Here is a 13321-nt window from a genome sequence, read left to right as displayed (position 1 = left end):
ACCAAGCTCGTTATGTCGGTCCGGACGGGATGCTTCGCCCGGCGCCCGACACGTTCCGCACCAAGCGGGACGCGGACGAGTGGCTTGCCGACAAGCAGACCGAGATGAGGCGTGGGGACTGGCACGACCCGGATGCCGGGAAGGTGGCGTTCGGCTCGTACGCGGCTGCGTGGGTCAACGAGCGGGAGTTGACGGCCCGGACGCGCCAGCTCTACGAGTCACTGCTGCGGCTCCATCTCGAACCCGCCTTCGGCAGGGTCAACGTCGCGGAGATCTCGCCCCCGTTCGTGCGGCGCTGGCGTGCCGACAAGTTGGCTGCCGGCACCGGTGCCACGACGGTTGCAAAGGCGTACGCGCTGCTGCGGGCGATCCTCGCGACCGCCGTGTCCGACCAGATGATCAGGCGCAACCCGTGCCAGATCAAGGGCGCCAGCACCGTGCACACCCCGGAGCGGCCCACTGCCACTGTCCAGGAGGAGTACGACCTCGCCGACGCCATCCAGCCCCGTTACCGGGCGCTCGTGCTGATGGCCGGCTTCCTCGGCTTGCGCTGGGGCGAACTGGTCGGGCTGCACCGCCGTGACCTCGACCTCGACCACGGCACCGTACGGGTCCGCCGGGCCGTCGCCGAACTGAACAACGGGCAACGGGAGGTGAAGGCACCCAAGAGCGCTGCGGGCAAGCGCACGGTGTCCATTCCCGCCGCCATCCTCCCGGACGTCCGTGATCACCTCGCGCGGTACGCCGAACCGGGTGCGGACGGCCGGGTCTTCGTCGGGGCCAAGGGGGCGACTCCTCGGCGGAACCACTTCAACCGGCTGTGGCACAAGGCGTGCGCTGAAGCAGGCATCAGGGGTCTGCACTTCCATGATCTGCGCCATACCGGCAACACCCTCGCGGCCTCGACCGGGGCCAGCACGCGAGAGCTGATGGCGCGCATGGGACACAGCACCGCGCGGGCCGCGCTGATCTACCAGCACGCCAGCGCCGACCGTGACCGGCTGATCGCCGACGCCGTGAGCGGCCTCGTCGACAAGGGCCGGCGGAACCGCAAGGGGCACGCGGGGGACACGGCGGACTGATCGCGGCCCCTGGAAACACTCAGGGCCAGGCAGAGGAATGAACCTCTGACCTGGCCCTGAGCCGTGCAGAGCGGGCGACGGGAATCGAACCCGCGTAGCCAGTTTGGAAGACTGGGGCTCTACCATTGAGCTACGCCCGCACACAACACGCGCCGCTGGTCCGACGACCGCGGCACACAAGGCATCGTAGCGGGTCGTACGCGGTCGCCGCACACCCCTTCCGCCGTGCCGCCGTCGGCCCGCCCCGCGCGTCCTTCCCGCGCCGGCCGCTGTGCCCCGCCCGGGCGCCCCCGACCCGCTCCCGCGGCGGTCCTCCCGCGCCCGGCCCCACAGGCTCTGCCCCACTCCCGCGGCGGTCCTCCCGCGTCCGGCCCCACAGGCCCTGCCCCACTCCCGCGGCGGCCTCTCCCGTGTCCGGTCCCCCAGGCCCGGCCCCACGCGCACGGCCGCCGGCCCGGAGCCCCGCCCGTGCACCTCGGTGCCGCCCCGCCCGACCCGGTGCCGTCCCGTCCGCGCCGGAGCCCGCCCGGCGCGCCGTGTCACCCCGCCGGGCCGCTCGCCGGGCCGCCCGCCGTGGCCGTCCGGCGTTGTGTTCGCGCCACTCCGGTGGGCCCAGGGGGCCCGGCCGACCGCGTGGGCGCGGGCGCGCGTGGTCGGTGGCGTGCGCCCGGTGGACGGGGGCGCGCGCCGGGCGCGGTCGGGGAAATGGGGCGGTCGCACTGGCTGCGGGCATGTACCCTACGTGTCGCACCAGACGGGGTGTGGCGCAGCTTGGTAGCGCGTCCGCTTTGGGAGCGGAAGGCCGTGGGTTCAAATCCCGCCACCCCGACCACCCGCCGGCCGCCGGTCGGCGCATCTCGCGTTGATCGCCTTTTGGGGCGCTGAGCGGCTCCGGTTACTATGCAAGCTGCGCGCCCGTGTGTCCGGTCCTAGGACCTACGAACTCCTCCGGGCGGCGAAATATCCGCCGGACCTGTCTGGCTCCGGCAGAAACCAAGAAGTCAGCCACAAGGAGACCGAACCGTGAAGAGCGCCGTGGAGACCCTGAACCCGACTCGGGTTCGGCTCACTGTCGAGGTGCCCTTCGAGGAGCTCAAGGACAGCCTCGACGCGGCGTACAAGAAGATCAACCAGCAGGTCACGGTGAAGGGCTTCCGCAAGGGCAAGATCCCGGCCCGGGTCATCGACCAGCGGTTCGGCCGCGGTGCGGTTCTGGAGGAGGCCGTCAACGACGCGCTCCCGAAGTTCTACACCGACGCGGTCAACGAGGCGGAGCTGAACCCGCTGGGCCAGCCCGAGGTCGACATCACCGAGCTGAAGGACGGCGAGACGCTGAACTTCACCGCCGAGGTGGACGTCCGCCCGACCATCGAGATCCCGGACTACTCCGGCATCGAGGTCGAGGTCGACGCGATCGAGGTGACCGACGAGGACGTGGAGAAGGCGGTCGAGCAGCTGCGCGAGCGCTTCGCCTCCACCTCCCCGGTCGAGCGCGCCGCCGAGGACGGCGACGTCGTCACCATCGACCTGGAGGCCAAGGTCGACGGCGAGGTGCTGGAGGACGGCATCGCCGACGGCGTCTCCTACACCATCGGCTCCGGTGAGCTGCTGGACGGGATCGACGACGCCGTGAAGGGCCTGGAGGCCGGTGGCGAGGCCACCTTCACCTCCGAGCTGAAGGGCGGCTCGGCGGCCGGCAAGGAGGCCGAGGTCACCGTCAAGGTCACCCAGGTCGCCGCCCGCGAACTGCCGGAGCTGGACGACGACTTCGCGCAGCTCGCCTCCGAGTTCGACACCCTCGAGGAGCTGAGGGCGGACAGCCGCAAGCGCCTGGAGAACATGAAGCAGTACGACCAGGCCACGCAGGCCCAGGAGCGCGTCCTGGACAAGCTGCTCGAGCTGGTCGAGGTCCCGGTCCCCGAGAAGCTGCTCGAGGACGAGATCAACACCCGCAAGCACAACCTCGAGCACCACCAGCTCGGCCAGATGGGCCTCACCCTCGACAAGTACCTGGAGATCCAGGGCAAGACCGCCGAGGAGTTCGACACCGAGACCCGCGAGGCCGCGGTCAAGGGCATCAAGACCCAGTTCGTCCTGGACGAGCTGGTCAACAAGGAGAAGCTGGGCGTCAACCAGGAGGAGCTCACCGAGCACCTCATGCGCCGCGCCGCCTCCTCCGGCATGTCGCCCGACCAGTTCGCGCAGGCCGTCGTCCAGCAGAACCAGGTTCCGCTGCTGGTCGGCGAGGTGGCCCGCGGCAAGGCCCTGGCCGTCGTGGTCGAGGCCGCGACCGTGAAGGACACCAACGGCGAGATCGTCGACCTGGAGGACGAGGAGGAGGACGAGGCCGCCGAGGCCGCGACCGACGCCGCCGCCGAGGGCGAGGGCGAGGAGAAGGCCGAGGCCTGATCCCTCCGCGTCGCCTGAGACGTACGTACGATGGGCCCTGGGGAACCGCTCCCCGGGGCCCGTCGGCGTATCCGGCCCCCGTCCGCCGAGGGCCCCGCGCTACGCCCCCGGCGAACACTCCCCTCAGCGGGATTCCCCGAAGCGACCCGCGCGTTAGGGTCCATGAATACGAGGGCAGGGGAGTCCCCGAACACCGCCGGACGGCCCCACGCCCCGGCAGAACACGTGAGACGGCCCGGCGCCGTCGTAAGACGAGCAGGTGGATACGTGACGAATCTGATGCCCTCCGCCGCCGGCGAGCCTTCCATCGGTGGCGGCCTCGGCGACCAGGTCTACAACCGGCTGCTCAACGAGCGGATCATCTTCCTCGGCCAGCCGGTGGACGACGACATCGCGAACAAGATCACCGCACAGCTGCTGCTCCTTGCCGCCGACCCGGACAAGGACATCTACCTGTACATCAACAGCCCCGGCGGCTCGATCACGGCCGGCATGGCGATCTACGACACCATGCAGTACATCAAGAACGACGTGGTGACCATCGCCATGGGCCTCGCCGCCTCGATGGGCCAGTTCCTGCTCAGCGCGGGCACCCCGGGCAAGCGCTTCGCCCTGCCGAACGCCGAGATCCTGATCCACCAGCCGTCCGCCGGCCTCGCGGGTTCGGCCTCGGACATCAAGATCCACGCCGAGCGGCTGCTGCACACCAAGAGGCGCATGGCCGAGCTGACCGCCCAGCACACCGGCCAGTCGTTCGAGCAGATCACCCGCGACTCGGACCGCGACCGCTGGTTCGACGCGGTCGAGGCCAAGGAGTACGGCCTCATCGACGACGTCATCACCTCGGCCACCGGCATGCCGGGCGGCGGCGGCACCGGGGCCTGAGCCGCTCCCAGCGGGCCGCAGCGCCCCTGAGCGGCGCCCACGGAGGCCCCTGGCCCTCGCGGACCCCGAAGGACCGCCACGGCCGCCCACCGGCCCCGTACGGCCCAGCCAGCCCCTCAGCCGACCGCCCAGCCCTTTTCCAGGAGACACCGTGAACGACTTCCCCGGCAGCGGCCTCTACGACCGTGCGCGCGCCGAGTACAACGGCCCGACGGCCGAGTCCCGCTACGTGATCCCGCGCTTCGTCGAGCGCACCTCCCAGGGCGTCCGCGAGTACGACCCGTACGCGAAGCTCTTCGAGGAGCGCGTGATCTTCCTCGGCGTCCAGATCGACGACGCCTCCGCCAACGACGTCATGGCGCAGCTGCTGTGCCTGGAGTCGATGGACCCCGACCGGGACATCTCGGTCTACATCAACAGCCCCGGCGGCTCCTTCACGGCGCTCACGGCCATCTACGACACGATGCAGTTCGTGAAGCCCGACATCCAGACGGTGTGCATGGGTCAGGCGGCCTCCGCCGCCGCGATCCTGCTGGCCGCCGGCACGCCGGGCAAGCGCATGGCGCTGCCCAACGCCCGTGTGCTGATCCACCAGCCCTACAGCGAGACCGGCCGCGGCCAGGTCTCCGACCTGGAGATCGCCGCCAACGAGATCCTCCGGATGCGTTCGCAGCTGGAGGAGATGCTGGCCAAGCACTCCACCACCCCGGTCGAGAAGATCCGCGAGGACATCGAGCGCGACAAGATCCTCACGGCCGAGGAGGCGCTGTCCTACGGGCTGATCGACCAGATCATCTCGACCCGCAAGATGAACAACGCCGCCGTCCGCTGACGCGGACGCCGGGCCGCCCGGCGGCCCTTTGGCACGGTCACGTCGAAGTGAACCGTGCCAAGGGGGGCCCGAACGGGGGGCCCGGCAAGGTACCGTCGACATAAGGCAGCACCAGGAGCCGCTGGACCGCATGCGTCCAGGCGTCTCCCAGGCGAAGGGGAAGCACACCGTGGCACGCATCGGTGACGGCGGCGATCTGCTCAAGTGCTCGTTCTGCGGCAAGAGCCAGAAGCAGGTCAAGAAGCTCATCGCAGGGCCCGGTGTGTACATCTGCGACGAGTGCATCGATCTCTGCAACGAGATCATCGAGGAAGAGCTCGCCGAGACCAGCGAGGTGCGCTGGGAGGAACTGCCCAAGCCCCGCGAGATCTACGAGTTCCTCGACGGCTACGTGGTGGGCCAGGAGGCGGCCAAGAAGGCCCTCTCCGTCGCGGTCTACAACCACTACAAGCGCGTCCAGGCCGGCGAGAACGGCGGCGGCCAGGGCCGTGAGGACGCCATCGAGCTGGCGAAGTCCAACATCCTGCTGCTCGGCCCCACGGGCTCCGGCAAGACCCTGCTGGCCCAGACCCTGGCCCGGATGCTGAACGTCCCGTTCGCCATCGCCGACGCCACCGCGCTGACCGAGGCCGGCTACGTGGGCGAGGACGTCGAGAACATCCTGCTCAAGCTGATCCAGGCGGCCGACTACGACGTCAAGAAGGCCGAGACCGGGATCATCTACATCGACGAGATCGACAAGGTCGCCCGCAAGAGCGAGAACCCGTCGATCACGCGCGACGTCTCCGGCGAGGGCGTGCAGCAGGCCCTGCTGAAGATCCTGGAGGGCACCACGGCCTCGGTGCCGCCGCAGGGCGGCCGCAAGCACCCGCACCAGGAGTTCATCCAGATCGACACGACGAACGTGCTGTTCATCGTGGGCGGCGCCTTCTCCGGCCTGGAGAAGATCATCGAGGGCCGCGCGGGCGCCAAGGGCATCGGCTTCGGCGCGACGATCCGCTCCAAGCGGGAGCTGGAGGCCAAGGACCAGTTCGAGGACGTCATGCCCGAGGACCTGGTCAAGTTCGGCATGATCCCCGAGTTCATCGGCCGCCTGCCCGTCATCACCTCGGTCCACAACCTGGACCGCGAGGCCCTGCTGAAGATCCTGGTCGAGCCGCGCAACGCCCTGATGAAGCAGTACCAGCGCCTGTTCGAACTCGACGGCGTGGAGCTCGACTTCGAGCGCGAGGCCCTGGAGGCCATCGCCGACCAGGCCATCCTGCGCCAGACCGGCGCGCGCGGCCTGCGCGCCATCATGGAGGAGGTCCTGATGTCGGTGATGTACGAGGTCCCGTCCCGCAAGGACGTCGCCCGCGTCGTCATCACCGCCGACGTCGTCCACTCCAACGTCAACCCCACCCTGATCCCGCGCGACGCCCGCGGCCGGGGCCCGGGCGAACAGAAGACGGCGTAACCGCCCGTCCGCACACGAACGAAGGGGCCCCGGTCGACCGACCGGGGCCCCTTCGCCGTGCGGGTGCGCGTCAGATCTTGACGCGGACGTCCTTGCGGAGCTTGGCGGCGAGGTCGGCCGTGTTCTCCAGGGTGAGGCCGTTGCCGGTCGCCATCTGGGCCACGTCCATCGCCAGGACGTAGACGACCGTGCTGTGGTCGGCCCAGATGCACATGGGCACGTTCATCGTCTTCGGGGCGCCGGCCGTGGCCTCCTCGTTCGTGATCTTGGCGTTCTGGCACTTCATGACGCCGTTGTCGAAGCCGGACGGCGACATCTTCTGCGGGCTGCCCTCCAGCTCGCCCTTGGTGCCGTCGCTGCTCTTGTCCTTCTCGGACTCGGTCTTCATGTAGGCGAACATCGCGTCGACGACCTTGTCCGGGTCGTCGATCGTGCCGTAGACGCCGCTGAAGCTCAGCATCTTGGCCGTCAGGCCCTCACCGGCGGTGTAGCCCGCGCTGACGTCCTTGGGGTTCTTCACACCCCACTTCTCGGCGTCCTTGAGGTCGTCCTTGGTCATGCCGTCCGGGGAATCGTCCTGCGACTTCTTGTACGTGCCGTCGATCACCGTCGCCGGCGTCACCAGCTTGTGCGGGCCGTCGTCGGCCACCGAGCTGCCGCCGCCGCCCCCGCCGATCACGAAGTACGCGCCGACCGCGATCGCCGCCACGACCGCCACCGCACCGATGATCAGACCGGTCTTCTTCTTGCCGCCGGCCGGGGCCGGGGGCTGCGGCGCCGCGCCGTAGGGCGGCTGCTGGCCGTACTGGGGCTGCTGGCCGTACGGCTGCTGGCCGTACGGGTTCGGCTGGGGCGGCACACCCGGCTGCTGAGGCTGCTGCGGGTAGCCGTAGCCCGGCTGCGCGGGAGGGGCCTGCGGGGGGTAGCCGTAGCCGGGCTGCGCGGGCGGCGCCTGCGGCGGCTGCTGGCCGTAGGGGCCCGGCTGACCGTACGGCCCGGGCTGCTGGGGCTGCCCGCCGTACGGGCCCGGCTGGTTGTAGCTCATTACTGGGTTCCCCTCCAGATGCTTATGTGTTCCTGACATCCTGGCCCAGACCCGCCGGGCCCACGGCATCGGGGTGCGCACCGTTACACAACAAATGCGGTTCGGGACAGCGCCGTGACGCCTCTAAACTGAGCGCGTGACCGAGAACGCTCAGCAGCAGCCACCAGCGCCCGACACCGAACTGCCGACCCAGTACGCGCCGGCCGACGTAGAGGGGCCGCTGTACGAGCGCTGGGTAGAGCGGGGCTACTTCGAGGCGGACGAGAAGAGCGACAAGCCGCCCTACACGATCGTCATCCCGCCGCCGAACGTCACGGGCTCCCTCCACCTGGGCCACGCCTTCGAGCACACGCTCATCGACGCCCTCACCCGCCGCAAGCGCATGCAGGGCTTCGAGACGCTGTGGCAGCCCGGCATGGACCACGCCGGCATCGCCACGCAGAACGTCGTCGAGCGCGAGCTCGCCAAGGAGGGCAAGTCCCGCCACGACCTGGGCCGCGAGGCGTTCGTCGAGCGCGTCTGGAAGTGGAAGGGCGAGTCCGGCGGGCAGATCTCCGGCCAGATGCGCCGCCTCGGCGACGGCGTCGCCTGGTCGCGTGAGCGCTTCACCATGGACGAGGGCCTCTCCCAGGCCGTCCAGACCATCTTCAAGCGGCTCTACGACGACGAGCTGATCTACCGCGCCGAGCGCATCATCAACTGGTGCCCGCGCTGCCTGACCGCGATCTCCGACATCGAGGTCGAGTACCAGGACGACGACGGCGAGCTCGTCTCCATGACGTACGGCGAGGGGGACGACACCATCGTCGTCGCCACCACCCGCGCCGAGACGATGCTCGGCGACACCGCCGTCGCCGTCCACCCCGACGACGAGCGCTACAAGCACCTGGTCGGCAAGCTGATCAAGCTGCCGCTGACCGACCGCTCCATCCCGGTCGTCGCCGACGCGCACGTCGACCCGGAGTTCGGCACCGGCGCGGTCAAGGTCACCCCGGCCCACGACCCGAACGACTTCGAGATCGGCCAGCGCCACGACCTGCCGTCCATCGCCGTGATGGACGAGCACGCCGTCATCACCGCCCACGGCCCCTTCCAGGGCCTGGACCGGCTGGAGGCCCGCTCCGCCATCGTCGCCGCGCTGCGCGCCGAGGGCCGGATCGTCGCCGAGAAGCGACCCTACGTCCACTCCGTCGGCCACTGCTCGCGCTGCAAGACCACCATCGAGCCGCGCCTGTCGATGCAGTGGTGGGTCAAGGTCGGCCCGCTCGCCAAGGCCGCCGGCGACGCGGTCCGCGACGGCAAGGTCAAGATCCACCCGCAGGAGATGGAGAAGCGGTACTTCGACTGGGTCGACAACCTCCACGACTGGTGCATCTCGCGCCAGCTGTGGTGGGGCCACCGCATCCCCGTCTGGTACGGCCCGAACGGCGAGGTCGTCTGCGTCGGCCCCGACGACGAGGCGCCCACCGGCGAGGGCTGGCACCAGGACACCGACGTCCTCGACACCTGGTTCTCCTCCGGCCTGTGGCCGTTCTCCACGCTCGGCTGGCCCGAGCAGACCGAGTCGCTCGCGAAGTTCTACCCGAACTCCGTCCTGGTCACCGGCTACGACATCCTCTTCTTCTGGGTCGCCCGGATGATGATGTTCGGCCTGTACGCGATGGACGGCACCCCGCCGTTCCACACCATCGCCCTGCACGGCATGGTCCGCGACCAGTTCGGCAAGAAGATGTCGAAGTCCTTCGGCAACGCGGTCAACCCGCTGGACTGGATGGACAAGTACGGCTCCGACGCGCTCCGCTTCACCCTGGCGCGCGGCGCCAACCCGGGCGTGGACGTCCCGATCGGCGAGGACTGGGTCCAGGGCTCGCGCAACTTCGCCAACAAGATCTGGAACGCCACCCGCTTCGCCCTGATGAACGGCGCGACGGTGGACGGCCCGCTGCCGGACGCCTCGCGCATGTCGGCGACGGACCGGTGGATCCTGTCCCGGCTGAACTCCGTGGTCGCCGAAGTCGACGCGTACTACGACGACTTCCAGTTCGCCAAGCTGTCGGACACCCTCTTCCACTTCGCGTGGGACGAGGTCTTCGACTGGTACGTGGAGCTGTCGAAGACCGTCTTCATGGCGGGCGGCGAGCCGGCCGAGGTCAGCAAGCGGGTCCTCGGCGAGATCCTGGACGTCACGCTGCGGCTGCTGCACCCGGTGGTCCCGTTCGTCACGGAGACGCTGTGGACCACCCTCACGGGCGGCGAGTCGGTCGTCATCGCCGACTGGCCCGAGGACAGCGGCTTCCGCGACGCGGACGCCGAGCGGGAGATCGAGACGCTCCAGTCCGTCATCACCGAGGTCCGCCGCTTCCGGGCCGACCAGGGCCTCCAGCCGGGCCAGCGCGTCCCGGCCCGCCTGTCCCTGGACGGTACGGCGCTGGCGGTCCACGAGGCGGCCATCCGGCAGCTGCTGCGGCTCCAGCCGGAGGGCGAGTCCTTCACCGCCACGGCCACCCTGCCGGTCGCCGGCGCCGAGGTCGCCCTCGACCTGTCCGGCACGATCGACGTGGCGGCGGAGCGCAAGCGGCTGGCCAAGGACCTGGCCGCCGCCGAGAAGGAGAAGGCGCAGGCGAACGGGAAGCTCGGCAACGAGGCGTTCCTCGCCAAGGCGCCCGACCAGGTGGTCGAGAAGATCCGTACGCGGCTGGCGAAGGCCGAGGAGGACATCGCGCGGATCACCGCGCAGCTGGAGCGGCTGCCCCAGGCGTAGCCGCCGGCCGCCCGCGTCGGGCCCCGGAGTCGAGGAGACTCCGGGGCCTCTCGGCTGCTCCGGGGCGGCCGGGGAGCGCGTTCGGCCGCAGGCGCGTCATGGCCGGCCGCGCGGTTCCCCGCACCCCCGCGGGGCGCGTCCCCGCACCGACGCCGCGCCCCGCTCACCGCCTCCGTAGACTGAACCCCGTGAGCGACCTTCCGCACGAAGACGACCGAAACGACCGGCCCGACCCCCTCGACGACTTCGACGAGATCATCGAGGCCGAGACCACCCGCGACCCCGATCTCGCGGTGATCGAGGCCGGCAGCCGCACCCTGCGGACGCAGGGCGGCCCGCCGCAGGCGGACGTGCCGGGGCGGCCGGAGGACCCCGAGGTCGACAAGGCGCTGCGCGAGGTCGAGGCGGACCTGGCGACCCGCTGGGGCGAGACCAAGCTGGAGCCCTCGGTCAGCAGGATCGCCGCGCTGATGGACGTCCTGGGCGAGCCGCAGCGGTCGTACCCCTCCCTCCACATCACCGGCACCAACGGCAAGACCTCCACCGCCCGCATGATCGAGGCCCTGCTCGGCGCCTTCGAGCTGCGCACCGGCCGCTACACCTCGCCGCACGTGCAGTCGGTCACCGAGCGGATCAGCCTGGACGGCGCGCCGATCTCCGCCGAGCGGTTCGTGGAGACGTACCAGGACGTCAAGCCGTACGTGGAGATGGTCGACGCCGCCCAGGAGTACCGGCTGTCGTTCTTCGAGGTGCTGACCGGCATGGCGTACGCCGCCTTCGCCGACGCGCCGGTGGACGTCGCCGTCGTCGAGGTGGGCATGGGCGGCAGCTGGGACGCCACCAACGTGATCGACGGCGACGTCGCCGTGATCACCCCCATCGGGCTCGACCACACCGACCGGCTCGGCTCGACCACCGGGGAGATCGCCGGCGAGAAGGCCGGGATCATCAAGCAGGACGCCACCGTGATCATGGCCCAGCAGCCGGTGGACGCGGCGCAGGTGCTGCTGAAGAAAGCCGTCGAGGCCGACGCCACGGTGGCCCGCGAGGGGCTGGAGTTCGGCGTCGTGGCCCGGCAGGTGGCCGTCGGCGGCCAGCTGCTGACCCTGCGCGGACTGGGCGGCGAGTACCCCGAGGTGTACCTGCCGCTGCACGGCGCCCACCAGGCGCACAACGCCGCCGTGGCGCTCGCCGCCGTGGAGGCGTTCTTCGGCGTCGGGTCCCAGCGCGCCGAACCGCTGGACGGCGAGACCGTCCGCAAGGCGTTCGCGTCGGTCACCTCCCCGGGCCGGATGGAGGTCGTGCGGCGTTCGCCGACCGTCGTGCTGGACGCGGCGCACAACCCGGCGGGCGCCCAGGTCACCGCCGAGGCCGTCCAGGAGGCGTTCGACTTCACCCGGCTGATCGGTGTGGTCGGGGCCAGCGCCGACAAGAACGTGCGCGGCCTGCTGGAGGCCTTCGAGCCGATCTTCGCGGAGATCGTGGTCACCCAGAACTCCAGCCACCGCGCGATGGACGCCGACGAGCTGGCCGCGATCGCCGTCGAGGTGTTCGGCGACGAGCGGGTCCAGGTCGAGCCGCGGCTGCCCGACGCCCTGGAGGCCGCGATCACGCTCGCCGAGGAGGAGGGCGAGTTCGCCGGCGGGGGAGTGCTGGTCACCGGTTCCGTCATCACCGTGGGTGAGGCCCGACTGCTTCTGGGGAGGGGCTGACTTCTCGTGCGTACGCTCTGTTCCTCGACCCTGCTCGGCGAGTTCTTCGTCATCGGCTTCGCCGCGCTGGTCGCCATGAAGGACCCCGACCTGACCATGTCGGCCGTGTGGACGGTCAGCGGTGTCGCCATGGTGCTGTGCGTGCTGCTGTGCGGCATGGTCACCCGGCCCGGCGGCGTCGTCCTCGGCTGGGCGCTGCAGATCGCGCTGATCGCCTCCGGCTTCGTCGTGCCGGTGATGTACTTCCTGGGCGCCGTGTTCGCCGCGCTGTGGTGGGCGTCGGTGCACTTCGGGCGGAAGATCGACGTGGCCAAGGCGAGATTCGCGGCGCAGGCGGCCCAGCCGGTTCCCGCCTCCCCTGACACTCCGTAGCGGCGACCTTGTAATCTCTCCCCACCGCACACTTGTACAGCACTAAGGAGTCCCTCGTGACCCAGCGCACCCTCGTCCTCCTCAAGCCCGACGCCGTCCGTCGTGGCCTGACCGGCGAGATCATCAGCCGTATCGAGCGCAAGGCCGGCTGGCAGATCACCGCGCTGGAACTGCGGACCCTGGACCAGGACACGCTGGAGCAGCACTACGGCGAGCACAAGGGCAAGCCGTTCTACGAGCCGCTGGTGGAGTTCATGTCCTCCGGTCCGGTGATCGCCATGATCGTCGAGGGCGAGCGGGTCATCGAGGGCGTGCGCGCGCTGGCCGGTCCGACCGACCCGATCGCCGCCGCGCCCGGCTCCGTCCGGGGCGACTTCGGTGTGATCGTCCGGGAGAACCTGATCCACGCCTCCGACTCCGAGGAGTCCGCCGAGCGCGAGGTGAAGATCTTCTTCCCCGGGCGGGTCTGACCTCGCCGCACACCGGTGCGACCCGGTCCGCCTGACGGTTCGTCAGCTCATCAGCCTGCCTGACCTGGGCGGTCGCGTACAACCGGCCGCCCTTCGGCATGGCCGATGCCGATCGGGGGAACGCGTGCCCCCGATGGACCGTCTCCACAAGCGAGGCGGTACGCCATCTGCTGACAATGGCGAAGACCCTCGCGCAGTGTTCGTGCAGGCGCGTCTACGATGGAAGCCTTCACGTCACAGCACCCACCTCGCCGTACCTGAGACGCCCTCAAAAGCTACCGGGGAAGGCCAGACGAA

General features: G+C 70.2%; 10 protein-coding genes and 2 tRNA genes. 10 read left to right on the top strand and 2 right to left on the bottom strand.

Translation table 11 applies throughout. The annotated features are described in order from the left end of the window. Positions 1-29: 29 nt before the first annotated feature. Entirely contained in the window at positions 30-1082 is a 1053-nt protein-coding gene (locus ACH5A8_RS03710; protein WP_398997519.1) for a tyrosine-type recombinase/integrase, read from the top strand. Between the two features lie 69 nt (positions 1083-1151). Here ACH5A8_RS03710 and ACH5A8_RS03705 read toward each other — a convergent pair. Continuing rightward, positions 1152-1222, bottom strand: a tRNA-Gly gene (locus tag ACH5A8_RS03705). Between the two features lie 615 nt (positions 1223-1837). Here ACH5A8_RS03705 and ACH5A8_RS03700 point away from each other — a divergent pair. The 5 genes from ACH5A8_RS03700 (at position 1838) to clpX (ending at position 6664) form a co-directional block, all read left to right on the top strand. Next, positions 1838-1914, top strand: a tRNA-Pro gene (locus ACH5A8_RS03700). Between the two features lie 191 nt (positions 1915-2105). Continuing rightward, positions 2106-3491 carry a trigger factor gene (tig, locus tag ACH5A8_RS03695; RefSeq protein WP_398997517.1) on the top strand — a complete coding sequence of 462 codons (1386 nt, stop codon included), beginning with the start codon at positions 2106-2108 and terminating at the stop codon, positions 3489-3491. A 279-nt stretch (positions 3492-3770) separates the two neighbouring features. Continuing rightward, on the top strand, positions 3771-4376 hold the full coding sequence (locus ACH5A8_RS03690) for an ATP-dependent Clp protease proteolytic subunit (RefSeq protein ID WP_398998261.1): 606 nt from the start codon (positions 3771-3773) through the stop codon (positions 4374-4376). Between the two features lie 151 nt (positions 4377-4527). Next, positions 4528-5208 (top strand): ATP-dependent Clp protease proteolytic subunit, encoded by a 681-nt coding sequence (locus tag ACH5A8_RS03685; RefSeq protein WP_398997515.1) that lies wholly within the window; start codon positions 4528-4530, stop codon positions 5206-5208. Between the two features lie 169 nt (positions 5209-5377). Beyond that, a complete protein-coding gene (gene clpX, locus ACH5A8_RS03680; protein WP_164585953.1) occupies positions 5378-6664 on the top strand; it encodes an ATP-dependent Clp protease ATP-binding subunit ClpX in 1287 nt (428 codons plus the stop codon). Between the two features lie 70 nt (positions 6665-6734). On the opposite strand, the gene ACH5A8_RS03675 is transcribed toward clpX, so the two are convergent. Beyond that, a complete protein-coding gene (locus ACH5A8_RS03675; protein WP_398997512.1) occupies positions 6735-7709 on the bottom strand; it encodes a hypothetical protein in 975 nt (324 codons plus the stop codon). A 136-nt stretch (positions 7710-7845) separates the two neighbouring features. Here ACH5A8_RS03675 and ACH5A8_RS03670 point away from each other — a divergent pair, with 136 nt between their 5' ends. From ACH5A8_RS03670 to ndk, 4 genes are all read left to right on the top strand, one after another. After that, positions 7846-10470, top strand: coding sequence for a valine--tRNA ligase (locus ACH5A8_RS03670; protein WP_398997509.1), 2625 nt, complete (start codon positions 7846-7848; stop codon positions 10468-10470). Positions 10471-10658: 188 nt separating this feature from the next. Further along, complete coding sequence (locus tag ACH5A8_RS03665; RefSeq protein ID WP_398997507.1) at positions 10659-12182, top strand: bifunctional folylpolyglutamate synthase/dihydrofolate synthase; 1524 nt, start codon at positions 10659-10661, stop codon at positions 12180-12182. A 6-nt stretch (positions 12183-12188) separates the two neighbouring features. Further along, positions 12189-12554 (top strand): DUF4233 domain-containing protein, encoded by a 366-nt coding sequence (locus tag ACH5A8_RS03660; protein ID WP_398997505.1) that lies wholly within the window; start codon positions 12189-12191, stop codon positions 12552-12554. Between the two features lie 56 nt (positions 12555-12610). Beyond that, positions 12611-13024, top strand: coding sequence for a nucleoside-diphosphate kinase (gene ndk / locus ACH5A8_RS03655; protein WP_398997503.1), 414 nt, complete (start codon positions 12611-12613; stop codon positions 13022-13024). Positions 13025-13321 lie beyond the last annotated feature (297 nt).

This window comes from Streptomyces sp. NPDC018610, assembly GCF_044391765.1.
GTDB lineage: Bacteria > Actinomycetota > Actinomycetes > Streptomycetales > Streptomycetaceae > Streptomyces.
This window is presented reverse-complemented; position numbering and strand designations above follow the sequence as displayed.